At 47.1% G+C, this 23,568-nt stretch carries 14 protein-coding genes; 12 read left to right on the plus strand and 2 right to left on the minus strand.

Annotated elements, in window-relative coordinates:
- Positions 1 to 2 precede the first annotated feature (2 nt).
- From MKY73_RS05630 to MKY73_RS05640, 3 genes are read left to right on the plus strand one after another with little or no spacing between them, the layout of a single operon-like run.
- The gene (locus tag MKY73_RS05630; protein ID WP_339306109.1) at positions 3 to 2,105 is read left to right on the plus strand and encodes a BglG family transcription antiterminator; all 2,103 of its coding nucleotides are present in this window, start codon (positions 3 to 5) and stop codon (positions 2,103 to 2,105) included.
- Positions 2,102 to 2,536, plus strand: a complete 435-nt coding sequence (locus tag MKY73_RS05635; protein ID WP_339236891.1) for a PTS sugar transporter subunit IIA — start codon at positions 2,102 to 2,104, stop codon at positions 2,534 to 2,536. The genes MKY73_RS05630 and MKY73_RS05635 overlap by 4 nt, the downstream gene beginning before the upstream one ends.
- On the plus strand, positions 2,533 to 3,678 hold the full coding sequence (locus MKY73_RS05640) for a mannitol-1-phosphate 5-dehydrogenase (protein ID WP_339306111.1): 1,146 nt from the start codon (positions 2,533 to 2,535) through the stop codon (positions 3,676 to 3,678). Before MKY73_RS05635 ends, MKY73_RS05640 begins: the two co-directional genes overlap by 4 nt.
- A gap of 60 nt (positions 3,679 to 3,738) precedes the next feature.
- Here MKY73_RS05640 and MKY73_RS05645 read toward each other — a convergent pair whose 3' ends face one another.
- Positions 3,739 to 3,990 (minus strand): cysteine-rich CWC family protein, encoded by a 252-nt coding sequence (locus MKY73_RS05645; RefSeq protein ID WP_339306113.1) that lies wholly within the window; start codon positions 3,988 to 3,990, stop codon positions 3,739 to 3,741.
- 141 nt (positions 3,991 to 4,131) lie between these two features.
- Complete coding sequence (locus MKY73_RS05650; protein WP_339306115.1) at positions 4,132 to 6,144, minus strand: DNA mismatch repair protein MutS; 2,013 nt, start codon at positions 6,142 to 6,144, stop codon at positions 4,132 to 4,134.
- 527 nt (positions 6,145 to 6,671) lie between these two features.
- Between MKY73_RS05650 and MKY73_RS05655 the strand changes: the two genes are divergently transcribed.
- The 9 genes from MKY73_RS05655 (at position 6,672) to pulA (ending at position 23,131) form a co-directional block, all read left to right on the plus strand.
- Positions 6,672 to 9,008, plus strand: a complete 2,337-nt coding sequence (locus MKY73_RS05655; RefSeq protein ID WP_339306116.1) for a helix-turn-helix domain-containing protein — start codon at positions 6,672 to 6,674, stop codon at positions 9,006 to 9,008.
- A 281-nt stretch (positions 9,009 to 9,289) separates the two neighbouring features.
- Positions 9,290 to 10,243: a sugar ABC transporter permease gene (locus MKY73_RS05660; protein ID WP_017686861.1), complete on the plus strand. Its 954-nt coding sequence runs from the start codon at positions 9,290 to 9,292 to the stop codon at positions 10,241 to 10,243.
- 45 nt (positions 10,244 to 10,288) lie between these two features.
- The gene (locus MKY73_RS05665; RefSeq protein WP_124115652.1) at positions 10,289 to 11,161 is read left to right on the plus strand and encodes a carbohydrate ABC transporter permease; all 873 of its coding nucleotides are present in this window, start codon (positions 10,289 to 10,291) and stop codon (positions 11,159 to 11,161) included.
- A gap of 69 nt (positions 11,162 to 11,230) precedes the next feature.
- The gene (locus tag MKY73_RS05670) at positions 11,231 to 12,730 is read left to right on the plus strand and encodes an extracellular solute-binding protein (RefSeq protein ID WP_339236881.1); all 1,500 of its coding nucleotides are present in this window, start codon (positions 11,231 to 11,233) and stop codon (positions 12,728 to 12,730) included.
- Positions 12,731 to 12,754: 24 nt separating this feature from the next.
- On the plus strand, positions 12,755 to 13,867 hold the full coding sequence (locus MKY73_RS05675) for a glycoside hydrolase family 88 protein (RefSeq protein WP_339306118.1): 1,113 nt from the start codon (positions 12,755 to 12,757) through the stop codon (positions 13,865 to 13,867).
- Between the two features lie 221 nt (positions 13,868 to 14,088).
- Entirely contained in the window at positions 14,089 to 15,600 is a 1,512-nt protein-coding gene (locus MKY73_RS05680; RefSeq protein ID WP_339306120.1) for an extracellular solute-binding protein, read from the plus strand.
- A 333-nt stretch (positions 15,601 to 15,933) separates the two neighbouring features.
- On the plus strand, positions 15,934 to 17,211 hold the full coding sequence (locus MKY73_RS05685) for an S-layer homology domain-containing protein (protein WP_339306122.1): 1,278 nt from the start codon (positions 15,934 to 15,936) through the stop codon (positions 17,209 to 17,211).
- A gap of 471 nt (positions 17,212 to 17,682) precedes the next feature.
- The gene (locus MKY73_RS05690) at positions 17,683 to 20,907 is read left to right on the plus strand and encodes a DUF5704 domain-containing protein (protein ID WP_339306123.1); all 3,225 of its coding nucleotides are present in this window, start codon (positions 17,683 to 17,685) and stop codon (positions 20,905 to 20,907) included.
- 169 nt (positions 20,908 to 21,076) lie between these two features.
- Positions 21,077 to 23,131 carry a type I pullulanase gene (gene pulA, locus MKY73_RS05695; RefSeq protein WP_339306126.1) on the plus strand — a complete coding sequence of 685 codons (2,055 nt, stop codon included), beginning with the start codon at positions 21,077 to 21,079 and terminating at the stop codon, positions 23,129 to 23,131.
- Positions 23,132 to 23,568: the final 437 nt, after the last annotated feature.

Consider the following 23,568-nt stretch of genomic DNA (forward strand, 5'->3'; position numbering starts at 1 on the left):
ATATGAGTATTACCAAAAGACAACGTGAAATCGTGGAGTTTCTGCTGGAGCATCCACATGAAGTCACTGCCGGTGAAATTGCCGTTGAAGTAAAGGTTAGTACCCGAACGGTTCACCGGGAGCTGCAAATGATTGAACAATGGCTTGAACCTTTGGGCATGAGGCTGGAAAAAAAATCAGGAACCGGTATCCGAATTGATGCCAGTTCCGATGATCTGGCTGTATTGCGCCAGCAACTGGAGGGTAAAGAATATGTAGAGTTTACGCCGGAAGAGCGTAAGCTCTTCATGCTTTGCATCCTGCTTGATGAAGCGGAGCCTGTAAAGTTACTCGCTCTGGCTTCGGATCTGAAAGTGACCGTATCCACCGTAACCACGGATCTGGATGATCTGGAGTCACGGATTCGTCAGGCGGGACTGAAGCTGGTTCGCAGACGTGGATATGGCGTCAAGATTAACGGGAGTGAGACGATTCATCGCACAGCCATAGCTGCACTTGCTTTGGAATTTCTGGATGAATCCGACCTGTTCGGAAGACAACCTGAACAAGGTGGCTCCATCGTAAACCAAAAATTGCTGGATATGATTGGACACGGTGATGTGCTTACGGTCGAAAATGCCTTATGGCAACCAGACATTGAGTGGCTGGAGAACATCCCGGAACGCCAATACATGAAGCTGCTGATTCAATTATCCGTCGCGGTTGTACGTATTCGTAAAGGCTTTGGCATTGGCCGTATGTCTCCACGAGAGAACACGGGAGATGCAGTTACAGAGCAGGATGAAATGAAGGTTCCACCTTATATGGCTTCCCGCTTGTGTGGTGTGTTATCCACCCAGCTGGGGCTGACATTCTCCCAAGATGAGCAAGCTTATTTTCACAGACTATTGGTTGAGACAGAGCAGCGGATTCACTCTTCGCGGCTGTTGCCAATCGACGACTTGATTTTACTGGACAGGGTACATTCACTGATTGATCAGATGCAGGCGAGGACGCATTACGCCTTTCATGAGGATCGTTTGCTTCGTGAAGGTCTGCTTAGTCATATGCAACCTGTAATGGAGCGAATTGAAGGACAACAGATGATTCGTAATCCGCTTTTGCAGCAGATTCGCAAGGATTATGATTCACTTTTTGAAGATGTCAAACAATCTGTTGGGCAAGCTTGGCCAGGCACAGACGTTCCGGATGAGGAGATTGGTTTCCTGGTTATGCACTTTGGAGCTTCCATCGAGAGGTTACGTGCATTGAAACGGGAGATCAGGGCGATCATCGTGTGTACAAGCGGAATTGGGTCATCACGCATGCTTTCCAGCCGATTATCCAAGGAGATTCCTGAGATTCGGATCATGGATAGCGTGTCCTGGTATGAAGCTGCACGGATACCTACAGATCAATATGATCTGGTTTTATCCACTGTTGATCTGCCGATGGATGAGCATCAGTATTACAAAGTGAGTCCACTGCTTACGGCAGAAGAGAGCGAACGTCTGCGTCATTTTATCAGAACAACAACGTTACAACGACAGCATAGTAAGCCCCGTGAAGCAGAGGTTCAGACCACAAGTCGTTACTCTGACCCTGACGGAATGGAAGCTATTTTAGTTGAAATCGTCCGAATTATTGGCAAGTTTCAGGTGTACCCGCTGGATAATCAGGACATCGGGTTCTATAAAACGGTCTATGCGATGTGCAACGTACTCCATGGAACTGGTGTGTTGAAGGAACCGGGGGAGATCGCAAAACGGTTGGAGGCACGTGAAGCAGTGGGGAGTCAGAAAATTCCTGGTACAAGACTTGCGCTGTTTCATACACGCAGTGAGGGGATTTACAGGCCGTCCATTAGCTTGTTTCAGCTCACTGAGCCACTCCTTCGTACACCGGATGATCCGGCAGGAGTTACCCATGTCCTCTTGATGCTTGGTCCCAGAGAATTATCCAAGGAAAGCCTGGAGGTTCTCAGTGAGATCAGCGCCCTGTTATTGCAGGAAGAAATGATTACATTGCTGGAAAAGGGAATCAGGGATGAACTCATTCATTACCTGTCCCAGGAACTTGTTGGATTTTATCGCAGTAAAACCGAAATTGGAGGTCAACCATTATGAGTATGTTAACAACAGATAAAGTCATCATGAATGCGACGGCTCAGGACAAATACGAAGCGATTCGTATGGCAGGACAGATTCTGAAGGATGCGGGACATATTACCGCTGATTACATTGAGAAGATGATTGAACGTGAAGAGATTGTCTCAACCTATGTAGGGAACGGTCTTGCGATTCCGCACGGTACGAAGGAATCCAAAGCATTTATTTTATCCACAGGCATCTCCGTTATTCAGTATCCACAGGGTGTTGATTTTGGCGATGAGAAGGCTTATATGGTCATTGGTATCGCGGCTCAAGGCGGGGAACATATGGAGATTTTGACTAGCATTGCGGTGATCTGTGCTGAGGATGAGAACATGGAGGCCCTGCGTCTCGCGAAAACAGCCGAAGAAGTTATCGCGATTCTGGAAAGTGAAATGGAGCTATGAAGGCCCTACACTTTGGAGCAGGTAACATTGGACGCGGTTTTATCGGATTAATCCTCTCCCGGGCAGGGTATGAGGTGGTTTTCTCCGACGTGAATCAGACATTGGTAACCACTCTCCAGCAACGGGGTCAGTATACGGTGGAACTGGCTAACGAGAGCAAGGATCAGGAGACCGTGACAGGTGTAAATGCGATCGATGGAACCCAGCTGGAGACGGTTGCCCAAACCGTTGTGGAAGCTGATCTGATCACAACCGCAGTGGGCGTGGGCGTACTGAAACATATTGCACCAGGTATTGCGAAGGGACTTGAAAAAAGACTGAATTCCGGTCCTGCACAAAACCCTCTTCACATTATTGCTTGCGAGAACGCAATTGGAGCCAGTACACAATTGAAAGAGCAAGTATATGCTCTGCTCAAAGATGAGACACGTTCCCTTGCGGATCAGTACGTGTATTTTCCAGATTCGGCCGTAGACCGGATCGTGCCTATCCAGCATCATGAAGATCTTCTGCATGTACAGGTGGAGCCTTTTTACGAGTGGGTGGTGGATCGTTCCCAGATGGCCCCTGCATTCAAACCGGTTGAGGGCATTCTATATGTTGATGATCTGGAGCCGTATATCGAACGGAAGCTGTTCACGGTGAATACAGGACACTGCGTTGCAGCATATATCGGCAATGTGCACGGGTATGACACGATTCAGAAGGCTATTGCCGATGAAAAGGTAAAATCCATTGTCTACGGTGCTTTGCAGGAAACCGGAAAAGTTCTGGTGAAGCGTTTTGCATTCAATCCGGAAGAGCATGAGCAGTATATTTTCAAAATATTGGGACGGTTTGTCAACCCGTATCTCACCGATGAGGTTACTCGTGTGGGTCGTTCCCCGCTGCGCAAGCTGTCTCCGAATGATCGTCTGGTTCGCCCGGCCCTTCAGGCTTATGCGGATGGAACCGAAACGACCTATCTGGCTATGGGCATGGCAGCAGCCTGCAAGTTCGATGTCTCCGATGATCCGGAAGCAGTGGAACTACAGGACATGATTCGCCAGAAGGGAATTACAGCTGCGCTCCACCATTACACGTCGATGGATGAGCATCATCCGGTGCTTGAACAGGCTGTTGCCCAGTATAACCAAATGTAAGAGCAGCGCTAGCCAGCTAACTATATAGATTAGGCATAATGAAGAAGAGCCACACAGTTGTTAACTGTGTGGCTCTTCTTTTGGTTGATGTTTATCGGCATATTCATCCAAACAGCGCTGACATATACACGATTTTCGGCGCTGTTCTGCCGGAATGCGGTCAAATACACCCTCGGGGAAAGTAGCCCGGTTACACCAGCATTCCGAATGAGGATGTCCTGCGGCATAGGAACAGCGATTAGCTTCACCGCATAATGGGCAGACAAGAACATCGATAGGGATGTGCTCTTGATCGTCTTGTTCTGCAGACATACAGTTCTTCCCTCCCTGTGGAATAGCTACGAGCTGAAGTTGAACATACTGCTCCCAGTATAACAGAAATACGCTGGTGATCATGGAATTCACGATACATATGAATTCCATTCCGCAAGGTCTGTTTCTCCCAGGGGTTATTCATTCTTCAGGCGGTAGTTCAATCTGCAGGCCTTCCACATGTTTGCGTCCCATCAACTTACGTTTCTTTCGATTTTCCTTTGTTTCTAGCACAATGTCCAAGTCATAATCGTCACCCGGATAAAGCTCATTGGCAGATATATGCAGGGTCAGGCGTTTCTTATGGATTTTGACTTTGCGTCCACGTAGCATGACCCCGATATTTCCACGGCTATCCTCCACATCACATACGATTCCCGACTGATTCAGATAGGCCGCATACACCCGATCCCCTTTGCGAAACGTTTTGGCAGGAGCAGCAGAATCCAACTCTCTGGTTGTTCTCTGTTTGTGGAGACCGATTGAATTTTTGGATTGCTTCGTCTGATTCAACTGATTCCGCTTGGATAACTCTGTCGGGTCGTCTGCCTCCTTAGCGGAACGCTCCGGCGTCAGGATCGGAGTTTCCCTAGGAGGTGACGTGAACACCAATGTACGATCTCTAGAAATACTTTGATCTGACAGGGACTTGGAACGCTCGATAATTCGCTGTGGCATGCCCAGCTTTAATGCGATGGAATAAGCATAGCTCTCACCAGCTTCTCCGATACGCAATCGATACAGCGGCTGGAGAGTAACGGTGTCAAATTCCATACGGGCATTTTCGAATCCTGGCGTGGCCGCAGCAAAATGTTTGATTTCACCAAAATGGGTTGTCGCCACAACGGTTGCTCCGCGGCTGTGCAATTCCTCCAGCATGGCAATGGACAGTCCGACACCTTCACCGGGATCTGTGCCGGAAGCCATCTCATCAATAAGCACCAGAGTTGACGTATTGGCCTGTTCCAGTATGCCAATCATATTGCGAATGTGTGCAGAGAATGTACTGAGTGCCTGTTCCAGACTCTGCCCGTCACCAATATCAACCGCTACCTCGGTATAAACAGCCATCTCGCCACCTTCCTCTACCGGAATAAGCAAACCGGATTGCATCATCAGGGTTAACAAACCAAGGGTTTTGAGTGCAACCGTTTTACCCCCGGTATTCGGGCCCGTAATAATGAGCGACGAATACGTCCTGCCAATGGCAAAATCAAGCGGAACCATGGAAGAACCCATGAACGGATGACGTGCACGTTGAAGGCTGATGTGGCCCTGAGTATTGACTTGAACGGTACGTCCGTCCATGGTGGCCGCATATTTGGCTTTGGCAAACAGGAAGTCCAATACACCAACCGTTTCGGTGTTCAGTGCGATTTCACGGTTATACGATTCGGCCAGAGAGGTTAAATCACCGAGAATTCTCATCTCCTCTCGGGACTCCTCCGCTTGTAGAGCGGCCAATTCCATCTGCAGACTTACTAACTCAACAGGTTCAATATATACGGTTTGCCCGCTTCCGGATTCATCCAGCACACTGCCTTTCACCTGTTTGCGGAACTCTTTCTTAATGGGCAGAACGGTTCTTCCTCCGCGTTGGCTGATGACATGCTCCTGCATAATGGAACGATGTTTACTCACCAGAGAATCAAGCTTTCGTTTCATACGCTCCTCATTCACCGTCATTTTTTTGCGAATACGAGTCAGCTCTTTGCTTGCTTGATCCTGAATGCGTCCACTATGGATGCAGCGCTCGATCTCACGCAGCAAAGGTTCGATCAGAATCATGGATGCTGCATAGCGACTAACGGTGGGAGCGGCGTCAGATTTGCCCTCCATGTACTTCATGAGTTGTGCACAGCTCCGCAGGAACTGAGCAAGATGACTGAAGTCACGTTCACTGAATAGATAACCGGTGCCAAGCAGATCCATAATCGTTTCCATTCCGTCGAGTGAAGGGAGGGGGATACTGGCCCCGAAACGAATCAACGCAGCCGCTTCTGCTGTTTCTTCCAGGCGCAGCTGGATCAGGCGAGCATCTACCATCGGTTTTAGTTCTCTGGCATAACGTTTGCCCAGATGAGACAGGGCGCAGTCTGCAACATTTTTTTGAATTTGTGGATAACCCAGACTGTTTAATGTGCTCTCATTCATGCGTAATCTCTCCTTGAATTTGAATTGGGATTGCAGTTGACACGCGAAACATATTCCTGGAAAACGCAAAAAGGGCGGAGAATGAACAAACGTCATTCTCCGCCCTAAATATATGGGAAAGCAAAGTCCGCTACAGGTCTATATTAAAAAATCCGCGCTGAACTCAGCGCGGAAATAGACCCGGACAATGACAATCCCGGAGGCGATTTATGATATCCGCTGTTCTTAACTAAGTACAGGGATCTGGCGCATCATGAAATACACGTATGCCATGTGGGCACAAGCGCAATGAAAGGCCAAACTCCTGAATATGAAACTTGGTTAGTTAAGAACATTCACCGACATTAAAAAATCTCTCCTTTGATTGAGGAATATGCAACCAATATAAACTGGAAATTGGTTTGAAGTCAACCTTAGAATAAATGAGTGGACTTGAATAAGAATGGGTTTTAAAATAACAATAGTAAAATAATCCAATGAAAGCGATTTAATATAATAAACATACATATTAAAGGAGGATGCTCTTTTTGCCTAAGTATTTACTGCGTTTGCTCTGCTTTACCCTGATCCTCGGAGCCCTTCCCGTCATTGTTATTGGTTCGGTCTCGTACACGATTGCATCACGTGACATTGAGCAGAAAGTACGTGAAAGCAACCTTCAGATATTGCATCAGACCCAAATGCGGGTAGAACAAGTTCTGCGCAGCCTGCAATTATCATCCATTCAGTATGTCAATTCACCCCTGGTACTTCAAGCGATGAAGAAACCGATGAACAGCAGCGATTTTCAGGAGATTCGTGACCTGACGTCAGGCTTTAACAACTTGCAAGCGGTTACGAACATTGACCAAGCCTATCTGGTTAATCTGGACGAAGATTGGGTTGTTTCGATGCGTTCTTTTGGCAAATTGGATGATTTCAGCATTCGGGACCGGATTGGTTCTTATCTGACCTACACTAACAGCCTGTTCTGGGTCACTCAAAATGCCAGTTCAGCGAAAGAAAGTGTACCCGTGTCAGCTGGCATGGGGGAACTGACAACCGAACAGGCACCTACTCTCATATCATCGGATAATGTGGTCAGTATGGTATTCAAAATCCCGATGATGCCAACGAATGTGAAACCAAAGGGATTTCTTGTGATTGATATCGCCGATACGGAAATAAGTACATTTTTGAGCCGAAATGCGAATTCCGGAGATATGTACGTTCTGGATCGAGAGCAGAAGTATTTTCTAAACGATGTGCAGCAAGATGGGAAATATGACACGCTCAATAAGGAAATTGATGAAATGGTACAAACGACAGGCCAGCCAGAGGGTTTCTTCAGCTCGGAGGTGGAAGGTAACCAAGTGGCGGTTAGTTATAGGCAATCTCCACTTAATGGCTGGTTATACGTGTCCGTTGTATCCCTTGGGCAGATTACGGCCCAGTCACAGAAGATTGCATTGGTTACCGGTGTCGCTACACTGGTCATGTTATGTGTAACGGGATTGGTCGCCATATACGGCAGTCGGCGGATGTATTCACCGATCTCCAGACTGCTGCAATTTACGAAAGGGTTGGATTCCCCGGTTATTCCATCAGCACGCCGTCAGGATGAATTTATCTATATTGAGGAGCAATTGTCAACCTTGTTCAGTTCGGAGAAAACGATGCGTGAGCAGATGAAGGGGCAGCATGTGCATCTCCAAGAGTTTTTTATGACCAAACTGCTAACAGGCAAAATCTCGGAAGAAGATTTCAGATATCAGGGAGAATTGTATGACTTCCCGACCGGGTGGGCAAGTCTTGGCGTACTCATGCTCCAGATGGATACGTTGGAAGGGACCCGATATGAGGAACAGGATCGGGACCTGCTGCTGTTTGCTGTCAACAATATGGTAGGTGAACTCCTTCCTTCTGCAGTTCGGTTCACCCCGGTCATGCTGGATGATGCTCAAGTCACCGTACTTGCCTCTGAGCTCACGGATGAGGTGAAGCTGAAGGAATGGATGCACACTCAGGCTGACTGGATTCGCGAACGTGTCGTGACCTATCTGAATCTTCCTGTAAGCATTGGCATCAGTCGTTCGTACACTTGTATTGGAGATACGCCAAGAGCGGTTCAGGAGAGCCGCGAGGCACTGCAAGGCCGGGTAAGTCTGGGCAGCCGTATTATTTTGCATTACGAGGATATACAGCCACGTGGTCAGATGGAGGCTGCATTGTATACCCAGTTACGGATGATTGAAGATCAGCTCGCTTCTGCGCTCAAGCAAGGAGATGAAGAGAAGACAGACACCTATTTTACGCAATATTTGGGGCTGCTTGCCGATAAGAAGCTTCATTTCAGTGAATACCCCGTCATTATGGTTCAGTTGCTGTCTCGTGTATATCAGCTTGTTCAGGAGCAAGGTGGAGATGTGGCTGAAGTACTGGGTGAAAAAGCATCCATGTCACATTTGCTAAAGTTGTCCACATTGGACGAAATGACCAATTGGTTCCGCAAGCGGCTGTTCCAGCCCGTCATCCGTTTTTGGCGGGAGCAGGAAGAATCTCAATACATGAATATTGCAAGGCGCATGATTCGTTTGATCGAGGAACGTTATGATCGTGAATTATCGCTGGAGGCCTGTGCCGCTGAGCTTAATTTTCACCCTGTCTACCTAAGTCGTGTATTCAAGAAGGAAGCAGGAGTCAATTTTACGGAATATCTCGCAGAGTATCGTATGGAAAAAGCGAAGACCTGGCTGCAAACAACCAATCTTAAAATATCAGAGATTGCTGAGAAATTAAACTATACCAATCCGACCGCATTTATCCGTACGTTTCGCAAAATCACAGGAACTACCCCCGGCAAGTACCGGGAGCAGCAGCGATAAAACAAGCCTGTTCTGCCTGCCATGGAGGCAGGCTTTTTCATGTTCAGGTGTAGGGAAAAGACCACACTTATCCATGAAGTTAAGACAGGAATATGGAGGTTAAAAGCAGTTCATTGCGCCTTTCATTTCTGTGAATAAAATCAGATAAACCCTTGCTGCATAAGGAATAACAAAAGGCTAAAACGAGACGATAGCCAGTCATAGGTTTATCCTCCACAATGAAGATATGAATTCAGGAAGTGATCTTTTGTAATCGTTTCCAATGTGGGGAGGAAGACACTATGAAAGCCGAAACGGCGGCTCGAACACGGCCCGCTACCCGCAGTGACAAAAACCTGCTGTGGAGGGACATTATCAAAAACCGGTGGCTGTATATCATGTTAATACCGGGTGTGCTTTACTTTGTTATTTTCAAATACATACCCATGTATGGCATCACGATGGCTTTTCAAGATTACACGCCTTACAAGGGTATCTTGGGGAGTGACTGGGTAGGGTTCAAACATTTCCAGCGTTTCTTCGGAGAACCGCAGTTCTGGACATTGTTTCGAAATACGTTTTTACTCGCCATTTATAACATTGTGTTCTTTTTCCCGCTGCCGATTGTACTGGCACTCATGATGAATGAGGTTCGCCGTGAACGCTTCAAACGATTTGTACAAACGCTTGTTTATGTTCCGCATTTTGTTTCCTGGGTTGTTGTTGTCGGTGTGTTCTACATGCTGTTCACAACCGAGGGCGGTGCGATTAATGAATTGCTCTATAACCTGACTGGACAAAAAGTGGCGTTCCTGCTTGAACCCGGATGGTTCCGTACGATGATTGTTGGACAATCCATCTGGAAAGAAGTCGGTTGGGGCACGATTATCTTCCTTGCTGCACTTTCCGGTGTTGATACACAACTCTATGAAGCTGCACGGATTGATGGTGCCAATCGCTGGCGCCAAACCTGGCACATTACGTTGCCGGCCATTCGCAGTACAATCGTCATTTTGCTTATTCTGCGTCTGGGCAATTTCCTGGATACAGGCTTTGAACAGATCTTCCTGATGCTGACTCCGACGAACCGGGATGTGGGCGAGGTATTTGATACCTACGTGTACACGAAGGGGCTCACCCAGGCACAGTACAGTTATAGTGCTGCTGTCGGGTTGTTCAAATCGGTTGTCGGGCTGGCGCTTGTCCTTGGTGCCAATACGCTGGCCAAAAAATTCGGGGAGGAAGGCGTCTACTAACCCTCGGGAGCAGACGTTCTTCACCAGATAGGAGTGAACATTAAGATGCAACAGGATAAAACGTGGGGCAACCGGATCTTTGATTTTCTCAATCACGGCTTGCTGCTGCTGATTGGTATCGTGACGGTCATACCGTTCATTTATATTTTGGCCGTATCGTTTACCAGTCCGCATGAAGTGGCCAAGGGAGGATTCATTCTTTTTCCAAAAGAGTTCTCTCTGGCTGCATACCGCTACATTTTCTCAACGGATACCTTGATTCGCAGTCTGGGTGTATCGGTCTACATTACGGTGATTGGTACCTTTATTAACCTGTTGTTTACGTCACTTATGGCGTATCCGCTCTCCAGAAGATATTTGCGTGGACGCCAGCCCATTTTGCTGGGTGTATTGTTCACGATGCTCTTCAGCGGCGGGATGATTCCAACGTACTTTGTCGTGAAATCCTTGCACCTGACGGATACATTATGGTCGCTGATGCTGCCTACCGCTATTAGTGCGTTTAACTTGATTGTACTGAAAAACTTCTTCCAGGCTATTCCCGATGAACTGGAGGATGCAGCCAAAATTGATGGATGTAACGATGTCGGCGTATTGTTCCGGATTGTACTGCCGTTGTCCATGCCAGCCATGGCGACATTTTCACTTTTTTATGCAGTAGCCCACTGGAACAGTTTCTTCAGCGCTGTAATCTATATCAACGATAGTGAGAAATGGCCTGTCCAAGTCTGGCTGCGTGAGATTGTCATTCTGGCACAGAGCCGAATCGGAGACACAAGTATCGAAGAGACCGAGATCCAGCCGCTCACCATTCGCATGGCGGTTATCGTATTCTCCACGATCCCGATTATGCTGGTGTACCCATTCCTGCAAAAGCACTTTGCAAAAGGAGTAATGCTGGGTTCGGTGAAAGGTTGAGTCGTCACATGCTTCAAAGTCAGTTCAATATGACAATTTGACTGCATAAAAAAGGGAGGTTTTCATGTTATGAAAGCAACAAAAAAGAAAGCCGTAGCTGTCTTAAGCACACTGGCACTGGTGACAGGGTTGCTGGCAGGATGCGGATCAGACGAGGGTCAGGCTGCCGAGGGCGGCGTACAAAATGTATCCATAGCCATTGCACAGGTGGGTGATGTGCCAAGCAAAGGCAATGAAGTTCAGCAAAAGATTGAAGAGTATACCAACACCAAGCTGGATATTCAGTGGATTCCGGCTTCGGCCTATAATGACAAAATTAACGTGATGATCGCTTCAAGCGATATGCCAAAAATTGTGAAGGTGCAGTATAATCCGACCGTGACCAGCGCTATGCGTAATGATGTGTTCTGGGAAGTGGGGCCTTTGCTGAAAGACTACAAAAATCTGTCGGCTCAGAACGAGCGTTTTTTTGACAACATCAAGGTAGAGGGCAAAATCTACGGAGTTCCAGTTTTCTCGGATATCGCGCGGGCCACGGTGATCTATCGCAAGGATTGGTTCGAGAAGCTGAATCTGAAGGTGCCAACCACACCGGATGAATGGTATGAAACGATTAAAACACTGGCAACCTCCGATCCGGATGGAGATGGTCAGGATAATACGTTTGGACTGATGCTTTTCAAAAAATATAATGAGGACCAATATTCCTTCACGACGCGCCTGGGCGTAAGTTTTGGTGCACCTAACAAGTGGAAAGTTGAGGAGGATGGCAGCTTCACGCCTGAATTCATGACGCCGGAATATATGCAGGTGCTGGATCTGCTGAAACGGTTGTATGATGAGAAACTGCTGAACCAGGACTTTGCCGTATTCGATTCTACGGAAGCGGAGAAAAAGTATGATTCCGGCGTTGTCGGTATCCGTGTAGGTGTTGCTCAGAATGGAAAAAGTCAGCAGGAGCGTCTGTCCAAAAACAATCCGGATGGTGTGGTAGACATTGCTGGTTTGCTCGGACCGAATGGAGATCGTGTTGCAGGACAGACGGGTAACTCGGGCATTCTGGCATTCCCTAAATCGACGGTGAAATCGGAAGAAGAACTCAAGAACCTGCTCTCCTTCCTGGATAAACTGATGGACCCTGAGATGGCTACCCTGTTGATGCGTGGCATGGAAGATAAACATTACACCAAAGTGGGCGAAGATCAGGTGGAGATGAGTGACTTCGATGCATTCCAGCGTGAAGTGAAACCTTACCGTGACAACCTTCCTTATGTGGAAGGGTATAACGTACCGAAGTTGAAGGATACGGAACTGGGTGAGAAAGGTACGGCACTTGCCAAGGAACTGGCGGAGCACGCTGTGCCAAACCCTGCGCTAACGTTATATTCCCCAACATATGGTGACCGCGGGGCGGATCTGGATCAGGTCATTGCAGATGCACAAACCAAATATATCATGGGCAAGATCGATCGAAGTGGCTGGGAAAAGGAAATTGAGAATTGGGGCAATGCGGGTGGAAACAAGATTCGTGAGGAATATGCCGAAGATTATAAAAAACAGGCTCAATAAAGAGCCGGAAGCGGAGGCTTGATCATGAAGGAAACATTGCAACTCACATCGGTGCGCATGGCACAGCAATTCATGGAAAGTTATCGCAACCATGAGCTGTACTCCACTTGGCATTATGAAAATGGCTGCTTTCTGAAAGCACTCGAGGAGCTGTACACGCACACCGGGGAGCAAAGGTATTTTGACTACATCCGTGAGCTAATGGATCATTTTGTTCAGGAAGATGGCTCGATTCGTTCCTATACGGTTGAGGAATATAACCTGGATCAGATCAATCAGGGAAAATCATTGTTCCTGCTGCATGAGAAAACGGGTGAAGAAAAGTACCGCAAAGCTGCGGATTTGCTTATGACTCAGCTCAAGGGACAGCCACATACGAGTGAAGGCGGATTCTGGCACAAAAAGATTTACCCTTTCCAGATGTGGCTGGATGGATTGTACATGGCTACTCCGTATCTGACCCAGTATGGCGCGGTAACGGGTGAAGAGAAGTGGTTCGACAAGGCGGCTCTGCAGCTCTTGCTGGTGGAGCAACGCACACGTGATCCGCGTAGTGGTCTTTTGTACCATGCCTGGGATGAGAGCAAAGAGCAGCGTTGGAGTTCGGGGGAGACGGGATGTTCTCCGCATGTCTGGAGCAGGGCGATGGGCTGGTATGTGATGGCGGTTGTGGATACACTGGATCATCTGCCGATAGATCATCCGCAGCGCGGGCAGATTGTGGGCATCTTCGAACGGGTAGCAAACGCATTAGTGCATGTACAGGATCAACAGACCGGACTATGGCCACATCTGCTGGATCAGCCGGGACGAGAGCGGAATTATCTGGAGGCTTCAGGCACCTCAATGTTTGTCTATGCATTGGCCAAGGGTGTGCGTAAAGGATATCTGAGCGGCAAGTTCAAAGCGGTTGCGGAAAAAGGGTATCAGGGTCTGCTGCAGCATCTGCTGCAAACGGATCGTGAAGGCGTGCTGTCCTTGACGCAGTGTAACGGCGGAGCCGGTCTTGGAGGAAGCCCGTATCGTGACGGGTCCTACGAGTATTATGTGACCGAGTCCATTCGGATCAATGATCCGAAATCGGTTGCTCCGTTCATTTTGGCAGGAGTGGAGATTGAACTCTACAAGTCCAACTAACATGTACATGAGAACGGAGAGGACAGAAATAATCTGAGGAAGCGAAGCGTTTGCCTAAAAGCTTTCTGAAAGAAAGCTGCATCGGAAGCATAGGCTTATCCCCGGATTTTCCCCTTTGTTTAGAAGGGAATCAAAAAATCTGGGGATAACAGCGATCTGAAGGTTGTTCTGTCATCGGAGTGGTCTGTGTACATAACCTTATCCAAAAGGAGAGATGGTTCATGAGTCCAAAAGGTCCAATGTCCCGTTTAGGCGGAATCGTTGTAATTGGTGCAATGTCCGCTGGATTGCTTGCAGGTTGCGGGGGAGAAAAAGCGCCTGCTGCAGGGGAAGGTAAACTTCCCATTTCCATCTCTTTAATGCAGGTAGGTGATATACCGGCCAAGGAGAATGGGATTGAACAGAAGATTGAGGAATATACCAATACGGATGTCAATGTACAGTGGATTCCGCAGTCTGCTTTTGATGATAAAGTGAACGTTATGGTTGCATCGGGCGAGATGCCGACTATTATGCGTGTGAATTATGTACCGACAACGTTTAATGCCGCCAAAACGGGACTGTTCTGGGAACTGGGGCCTTACTTGAAGGATTATAAAAACCTGTCTGCCCAATCCGAGGCTTATTTTAACAATATCAAAATTGAAGGCAAGGTCTTCGGTATTCCGAACTTCCGGGATATTGGACGGACTGCGATTGTATATCGCAAGGACTGGTTCGATACATTGAAGCTGGATATACCCAAAACGCTGGATGACTGGTATGAAGTGATGCGCTCTATTCGTAAGGATGATCCGGACGGGAATGGTAAGGAAGATACGTACGGTGCACTGTTATTCAAAAAGTATAATGAGGGCGTCTCTTCCCCACTGACCCGGATCGCTGTAAGTATCGGCGGCGTTAATAAATGGGGAGTGGACGATGCCGGGAAACTGACCCCGGAGTTCCTGACCCCGGAATATGTGGATACGATGAAACTCTTCAAGCGACTGTTCAGCGAGGGATTGATTAATAGTGATTTCCCTGCCCTGGACCCTTCTGATGCGGACAAAAAAATGGATTCGGGCCTCGTTGGCATGAAGCTGAACGGTGTGGCTCAGAACGGAAAATCTTCTCAGCAACGGCTTACGCCAAATGCTCCGGATGGAGAGATTGATGTAGCTCCGTTCCAGGGACCCGATGGTATTCGCATCGCCGGAGAGCCTGGAAACTACGGAATGCTGGTCATTCCGAAAGCATCCGTTACAGATGAGGAGCAACTGAAGAAGGTCCTTACGTTCCTGGATCAGTTGATGGATGAGGAGCTGAGCACGTTGCAGCTCCGTGGATTACTCGATGTTCACTATACCAAGACTGCGGATGGAAAAACCGAACTTAAGGATTTTGACGCCTATCAGCGTGAAGTGAAGCCATATCGGGATAATTTGTTAAGCATTGAAGGTTATAACGTGGCTGAACTGGTCGATGTTCCCATTGGTATGAAAGGTACCAAGATGGCGCGTGAGAATGAGCAGTACGCCATTGCCAATCCGGCACTCACCTTGTCTTCAGCGATCTATACCGAGCGTGGTCAGGAGCTGGATCAGATGATCTGGGATGCGCAGACCAAGTACATTATGGGTAAAATCGATGATGCAGGTTGGGAGCAGGAAATTGCAAGCTGGAGAAAAGCCGGTGGTGATCAGTTGATCACGGAATTGGAAGCATCCTATAAGGAATTAAACGGAAAATAAAGCTTAGTGAGAAAAAAAGGTTGATCATTTGGAATGATATGGTTTATTCTATGAGTGAGTTCATTTTCCAATATCATAAGCAAGACCACACCCTTAAAGCATAAGGCTATGAATCTGCGGATTCATGGCCTTTTTTTGTTTTAAGCGAATCAAGTGGGTCTATGGAAGGAGCGTTGCACGCCTTGAAGTGATGGGGATGGACGAAAAATAATACCAATAGCCTAGTACAACATGGTAGAATATTGATTATTATGGCAAATTTAGGTTTTGGTTATGAAGAGAAGTGACTAGGTTGACCAAGTAAAGCATCCCCATACTAAGGTACATAGGAGCGTGAGTAGATTGAAGAAGCAGATTGAAGGACACGAGAAGAACAAAAGGAACGGTTGGATCGTCGGGTTGTTAACGTCAGCTGTATTGGCAGCAACACTATTACCGATTGGTCCCGTACATTTGACGTCAACAGCGAATGCGGCGTCGGTAACAAGTGATACTGCCCTTAGCAAGTTCAAAGATATCAAGGGCCACTGGGCTCAAGCAACAATTGCCAAAGCTTATGAAAAAAATCTGATCTCTGGTTATCAAGACGGAACGTTTCGTCCCAATGGCAAAATCACACGTGGGGAATATGCGACTATACTTGCCCGCGTGACTGGACTGGAGAAGGTAGAGGGGCAGAATCCCTTTGCTGATCTCAAGGGACATTGGTCTGAAGTGCCGGTTAGCCAGCTTGTCGGACAAGGATTCATTAACGCTGGCGATTATCCCAAAGGCTTCAATCCGAATGCGGAGCTAACTCGTTACGAGATGATGAAATGGATTGCCAATGGATTGATCAAGTCCGGCAGCAGCTTCCAAGACGCTTTTAACGATACGAAAAACACGCTGCTGCCCACACCGGAAGTGAACCGTGGCACCATTCGTGCCGAACAGATTCCGTATCTTGCCCTTGTCCGTGGGACAGGCATTGTTGGCGGCTTCCAGGATGGCAAATTAAAACCCGCGGATTCTACCACACGTGCAGAAGTATCGGCCATTTTGCTGCGTTATATGGACGTAGAGGGCACGGATGCCGGGAAGTATAGTGATCTGAATGAGATGAGAGAGGTTGGCACGACGGGTACGAATTTAACCACGATTAGTAATTATTTTTATACTAAAAATTCAGTCAAGGTAAGTGATATATCAAAAGGAGATATAAAACTTTCTAACAAATCAGGAGTGCTTACACTCCATAGATTTATTGTATTGAAGGTTCAGAATGGTAAACCTCTGGGAGTATACAGTAAACTTTTTGTGGAATCTAATATCTCAAGTGGCGACTATTATTTAACATTTGCTGATTTATCTTTTATATCAAATACGGATAAGTCCGATTTAATTACTTACAGTAGTGGTTTAAATAACGGATTACTAAGTTTTAGACGTCTAGATTTAGAATTTGCTGATAAGAACGGATTCAAAACTATTCCTAATAGCCCTAAAGAACTCATAATAAAAGGGAAAAAGGTTAGATTTTGGACAAGGTCAACTCTAGATTATAAAAATGGATCGTATCATGTTAAAGCTGAAGATGTAGGAGAAATGAAAATACAAAATATGTACCAGTAGTGAGGTGATAGCAATTCTATGAGAAAACGAATGCGGCTGTCCGTATTCATATGGTCCAGAACATTGTTTGTATTATTAATTATAAGCTCTTACGTGATTGGTATATCTATAAATGATTTTGTTTACGCTGATAACGATTCGTACGGTCCAAAATCTATGAAAAGTCCTGTTCTTAAATCTATTCAAGCTGAGAAAACAGTGGGTACACCAGGTGTATATTGGTACCAGGTTGATGATGGAAGATTTAGAGCAGATCACAGTGGTGGTCCCACATATTCTAATAATGCAGGAAGTTGTACAACTCCTTATCCTGCATTAAAGGAGGTGCCGGATAGGGTTGACTTTTCACGGTGGCCAGCGGTTTCTTGGCCTGAATATAACGGCAATACATTAACATCCTCTAGTTTTAAAGAAGTAAAAATTAAAAGTGTAGAATATCAAACCCCGCCTGAACAAGAATCGTACACGGGCGTGGGAAGAACAGTTATTACACCTCCAAGCACAGTTGTTGAAATCAGGACATTAACTGGTGGAAATCATGAATGGACTCAGAATGATCCATTTACCAATGGGGGAAGAACAACTGCTGGTTGTATTAAGCATAATGTCTCTTATTTCACACCTATGGATATCATCTGGGAAGGTGATCTGGAAGAAGAGAAAGAAATCGATGTAACTCCAGATACAACCCTTACCCTAGGTCAAACTCAGCAGATGGTAGCAAAGGTGAAGACGAAGGGCTATGGTGGAACAGCCTTTGGTGAGGGCATCGACGTATCCCGAAGAGAGGCAGAGATCAAATGGTTTTCTTCTGACGAGACAATTGCGAGTGTAGAGTTGAAAACAGGGATGTTAAAAGCTGAGAGTCCAGGTACGGTAACTGTGCGTGCGATCTGGAACAACGGTACCTACCTGATTTCGGATACTGCGACCATAACAGTCACGTCTGAGCCAGGACTCGTTGTGAATCTGCCGAATGCTTGTAAAGCCAATACGACACCTCTACAGGCTGAAGCCGTTCTAACCAAACCGGATCGCACCGTTCATAAACTGACAGCTCATCCCAAATTGACGTGGCAGAGCTCGAATCCAACTATAGCCACGATCGGTGCAGATGGCAAAATCACGATAAAAGGGATCGTGGGCAGCACTACCATCAAAGCCCATTTTCTTGATACTGCTCAGCAACTGGATGAACAAGGGACTCAGGTGCTTGAGGTCAAGGACTGTACGGATAATGGAGAAGGGGGGAATGATGGTGATCCGGGGGGCGATCCTGTGAACGCTTGCTCAGTGACCATCAGCCCACCTAGTAGAGGCACGGTTATCGAAGCATCGGTTATAGACCCATCTGTTCGAGGTGTGTTGAAGGCGGACGATCGGGGATCTGAGAAGTTCGATGTTACCCGTGGAATTCCGACCTCGGAAGATCTCTATGCCAATGTCTTGGCCAAGGAATATCTGTTTCAGCACCGTTGGGTTAACATGACAGGAACGGTGACTTACAAGGTTCCTGTGAAAAGGGTTTATCATAAAACCTGGACGATTCCGGGAAGAGCTTCTAGTGGTGAGGGGGATCCAGGAACACCTCCTGAGCCCAGAGAACTTGACGTCCCTGGGGATAAAACCATGCAAGTAACAAGAACATATAGCTATTGGCAGATCGATAATCTGGAGGTATACAAGTTAAATGAGGCAAAGGTATCTAACTATGCGCTAGGTGGTTATGGTGACACCGTGACCCTGACGCCCAATGTATATACTCCACCGACTTTGCAATCGGCTATGGATACTGCGGTTAACACTCATGTGAAACCCGCGCCATGTCAAGAAATTGATCTTGGCATCCAAGGGGTTCCAGGTGGTTCCGATGAACCGCCTACGCCAGATGAAACGTCGTTGTTTCAATCTGAAGCTGAAGCGAAGGTTAGAGAGAACACTGTAAATAACGATAAGGTAACCTTTAATGGGGCGACGATTATGGACCCCGCTCCAGTAGCAAAATCAGCTCCGCAACCGGGAACGATCCCCCAGCCGGGCATGATTGGGGATCTTGTTCTGTACCAGAACCGACTGACGATCAAGAACACATTGATGAACAAAGCTAACCAGCCCACCACGGGTGAGATTACGTATGGACTGCTCCCTGGCAATGTTAACGGTGGGCAGGATCAGAAGTTTCCCATTCTGGGCATAAACTCGGTGACAGTACATACTCCAGTTGTGAACTATGCCTGGGTATCCGATGATCAGCCGCATAACCAGAAGACTACGCCTGATCCGACCAGAGCTGCACTTATTCTAGAGCGTCCATTTGTTGTACGAATTCCAACTTCAGGTCAACATTTGGATATAGGGAGTTACCCTGGTTATGGAAACCGTGATTATGCGAAATATTTCCGGATCAAACAGGTTCGTTTCCCATTCGATGTTTATAATGCAGCCAGAAGCCAATTTATCCCGGCCATGACTTGGGTGGATATTCCGATAAATCAATTAGATACCCCTTTTTATCTCCCTGTATGGGTAGATGAAGGGAACTATCAGATAGAGTTTCGTAATATTGCCGAGAATGCACCTGCAAACTTTACAGGACAACAGGATGCCAACACGAATCTGACCCATCATGTTGCAGCAGATACCGTTGCTGTAGAGGTTATCGGACGGTTATATGATTTTCATATCACGGATATTTCGGACTACAACTGGGAGAATGTGTTCCGCAAGCGGATGGGTAGCCCCGAACCAACGGGTGTGAGCTACTGGACCGGAGGAAACAGTATCGACGGAGATGCCCGAGGTAATTCGGCTCCCTATGTTCTGCCTATTCGTCCCGGCAGTCATCCGGTACAAGGCTTCCGAAATGCAGCGGTGAAGACGGGTTACCATTTCAAGTTCGACCTGAAGACCAAAGGTAATATGTTTGGGAAACAGGATGGTATCCGAATCACGCCAACATTCTCTTTTGTGAGTAAAGATGGCGCCACCCGACAAGAGGTGGATTTATACTACCATCGGGGACAGGAACGCCTCATTCGTATCGGATCGGCACAAGATTTAGAGAAACGCTTTGTTGTGCTGAACTCACGGTTGCGGAATGTACCTGGTACGGAGTTGGGGGATACGGCGCGCTACCAGTATACCTATGAACTGTCGGAGGAAGAACGTATTCAAGGGTCACTCGCCGAACATATGGTTCGTTTCGTGGATCAGACCTCTCATCATAAGACATGGGTAGGTCGTTATGATTGGATGATTCTCCCTTCACAGATCCGCACACTTATTGGCCCAAAAACAGATATTCCATCTGGTGTTAATGTGGATCGGGCAAATGCAGCGATCCAGCGCTGGTATGGCGAATATAGCTTGCCAGCGGACGTATATGCTGTTCCCAAAGGAACCAATCTAGAACTGCTCGCCAGACAAAATCAGTTGGATGAGAAGGCAACGGTATTTCTGAGGGACGGTTACATTGTAGTTAACTTCAATATCGAAACGTTGCGCAGTGGCAATACGAATGCACCCCATCTGCAATACATTCATGCGCCGTTAATGAATCAATGGCAAATGGAAGGTTTCGATTACAGCCGGGTAGATAGTCAGGGGAGAAGCTGGCCGATGCAAGATGGGGACGTGGTTTGGTACCATGCCGATCAATCCAGCCGTAATGATTTCCAATCCCAGGTACCGCATTAGAGAGAGGTTATCGATCCATTAAGAAGGCAGACGTTATGTGAATCTACATGACGTTTGTCTTCTTTTGTGTAATTGGGATTATGGTTGGGCAGCAGAACGGGTATAAAGGGTAAGGAGCACTCGTTCTGTCCATATTCATAATTTTCTCAACGAGAGGGGAACAACACATATGATTGAAGAGGATAAGCAGGAAATATTGATTTCAGAAGATACATACAGAGGAAGAGATTTAGGTGTCACCTTAGAAGCACAAGCCTGTCTCTTCAAAGTCTGGTCTCCGTTAGCCGTTCAAATGGAACTACTTCTGTATCCACCTTTGACAGGGGGGACCCCGGAGGAAGAGTCCAATCAACGGAAACAGCAGGCGATACCTATGCAAAAGAAAGAACAAGGCATCTGGGTGCTGGAACTGGAGGGTAATTTAAGCGGCTACCGTTACATGTACAAGCCTACTTTTGAAGATGGACATTCGACCAATGCTGTAGATCCTTACGCACGAGCCGTGACCATGAATGGAGAAATGGGTGTAATTGTCAGACTGGAGCAGACACATCCGTACGGATGGAGTGAGGATATACGCCCCGAATTGACCAGTCCTGTAGATGCAGTCCTGTACGAACTGCATGTCCGTGATTTCTCCATTCACCCTTCATCGGGAATAACGAATAAAGGCAAGTACTTGGCTTTTACCGAGACAGGTCTGCGTGATTCGGAGGGCAACACACTAGGGATCGATCATTTGGTTGAACTCGGGATTACCCATGTGCATTTGCTACCCGTATTTGATTTTGCGACGGTGGATGAATCCAGAATAGATGGTGATACGACGGATGCCTCCAACTATAACTGGGGATATGACCCGCTCCATTATAATGTGCCGGAAGGTTCCTATGCATCACGTGCAGACGACCCGGAGACACGAATTCGTGAGTTCAAATCCATGGTGCTTGCCCTTCATAACAAGGGAATAGGTGTCATTATGGATGTGGTGTATAATCATACGTTTGATACGGAAGGCAGCTCTTTTGAAAAACTTGTACCAGGGTACTACTATCGTCAAAACGCCGATGGGACCTATAGCAATGGTTCAGGTACGGGTAATGAAGTGGCTACTGAACGCGCCATGGTTCGCAAGTTTATCATCGACTCGGTCCGCTACTGGGCAGAGGAGTACCATGTGGACGGTTTTCGCTTTGATCTGATGGGCCTTATCGACACCACTACGATGAAACAGCTTGCAGCGGAATTGCATACCGAAGTGTCACCTTCCATTTTGTTATATGGTGAACCATGGGGCGCACTCGATTCGCCACTTGGGGATGATATGACCCTAAAAGGAACGCAGCGCGGGGCGGGCTTTGTTGTGTTTAACGATAATTTCCGAGGAGTGATCAAGGGAGACAGCGATGGAATGGGTACGGGATTTGCGACGGGGGCGGACGGGAAAGAAGACGAATTGTGGACTGGTGTCCGGGGAGCCATTCAGGATTTTGCGGATGGTCCATTCGAGACGATCAACTATGTAACGGTGCATGATAATCTTAATTTATGGGACAAAGTCGCACGTACACAAGGACTCCATGATGCTTTGAATTTCCTCACCTATGACGACGATGGACGTATTCGCGGTTGCGAAAGTGTGGAAGAGGCTGTAGAGAAGGCTAAGCCTTACCTGCATATTGATCCGGAACACATTCTGGAGAATGAGACCGTTAGGCGTTGTTTGCTTGCCAACGGTATTGTTCTAACCTCCCAGGGTGTACCCCTGATCGCCGCTGGAGATGAGCTGCTTCGCAGCAAATATGGGGATGCCAACAGCCACCAGAGTGGAGACGCAGTCAACGCCATACATTGGGAGCAAAAGCAGCTGTTCAAGCCAGTGTTTGACTATTATCGTGGGCTGATTCTTCTTCGGCGAGAGCATCCCGTATTTCGGCTTCGTACACGGGAAGAGATCGAGAAGCATGTTCGTCTAATCGAAAAAGGTAATGGGCTGTTGGCGTATGAATTGAACGGTACAGCAGCCAAAGATTCGTGGGATCGCATTGTTGTCATCTATAACGCGGCAAAGGAAAAGCGTGACCTCTCTGTTCCCACAGGAACATGGAATGTAATTGTTGAGAAAGGACAAGCAGGCATTGATACGATACGCACCGTACAGGACGGACATGTACATGTGAACGGGCTATCCATAACGGTGATGTATTCCAATTCGAATTCCTGATCGACCCTAATCCTCAAGCAAGAGAATGGAGTGTGCTAGTAAAAGGGAGCGTGCTTAAATAAGGACATGTTCAATTGTCCTGTAGATCGGGTGAAAAGTGAAAATGAGTCGTCCTTCCAATCGGAAGGGCGATTTTTTGTCGAGTTAAAGAGCGATGGCTCGACCATAAACAGGAGTTTGTTATACTCGGAAGTACTAAAACATCCGCCAGTTCAATGCGTAGCTAAGTATAGCTTTGTTTAAAAGCAAATCACGCTCATCCTGCATTCTATTCTTGTATATTTCAAACTTTTTTTGTCAGGACAGGTACAAATGCTGTCAATCTATGGCGCATGTTTTCATATCTATATTTTGAAAGCGATTGCTAATTGAATACACAAATTGAACCAATATGATGAGTACAGACAACCCCGGGTTGACAAATCCCGTCCCGCTCC

The organism is Paenibacillus sp. FSL R5-0519 (assembly GCF_037974275.1).
Taxonomy (GTDB): domain Bacteria; phylum Bacillota; class Bacilli; order Paenibacillales; family Paenibacillaceae; genus Paenibacillus.

Bases quoted from the DNA above. Each gene is read 5' to 3' on its own strand.
- MKY73_RS05630 (WP_339306109.1), top strand. From the start codon at position 3: ATGAGTATTACCAAAAGACAACGTGAAATCGTGGAGTTTCTGCTGGAG.
- MKY73_RS05635 (WP_339236891.1), top strand. From the start codon at position 2,102: ATGAGTATGTTAACAACAGATAAAGTCATCATGAATGCGACGGCTCAG.
- MKY73_RS05640 (WP_339306111.1), top strand. From the start codon at position 2,533: ATGAAGGCCCTACACTTTGGAGCAGGTAACATTGGACGCGGTTTTATC.
- MKY73_RS05645 (WP_339306113.1), bottom strand. From the start codon at position 3,990: ATGTCTGCAGAACAAGACGATCAAGAGCACATCCCTATCGATGTTCTT.
- MKY73_RS05650 (WP_339306115.1), bottom strand. From the start codon at position 6,144: ATGAATGAGAGCACATTAAACAGTCTGGGTTATCCACAAATTCAAAAA.
- MKY73_RS05660 (WP_017686861.1), top strand. From the start codon at position 9,290: ATGAAAGCCGAAACGGCGGCTCGAACACGGCCCGCTACCCGCAGTGAC.
- MKY73_RS05665 (WP_124115652.1), top strand. From the start codon at position 10,289: ATGCAACAGGATAAAACGTGGGGCAACCGGATCTTTGATTTTCTCAAT.
- MKY73_RS05670 (WP_339236881.1), top strand. From the start codon at position 11,231: ATGAAAGCAACAAAAAAGAAAGCCGTAGCTGTCTTAAGCACACTGGCA.
- MKY73_RS05675 (WP_339306118.1), top strand. From the start codon at position 12,755: ATGAAGGAAACATTGCAACTCACATCGGTGCGCATGGCACAGCAATTC.
- MKY73_RS05680 (WP_339306120.1), top strand. From the start codon at position 14,089: ATGAGTCCAAAAGGTCCAATGTCCCGTTTAGGCGGAATCGTTGTAATT.
- pulA (WP_339306126.1), top strand. From the start codon at position 21,077: ATGATTGAAGAGGATAAGCAGGAAATATTGATTTCAGAAGATACATAC.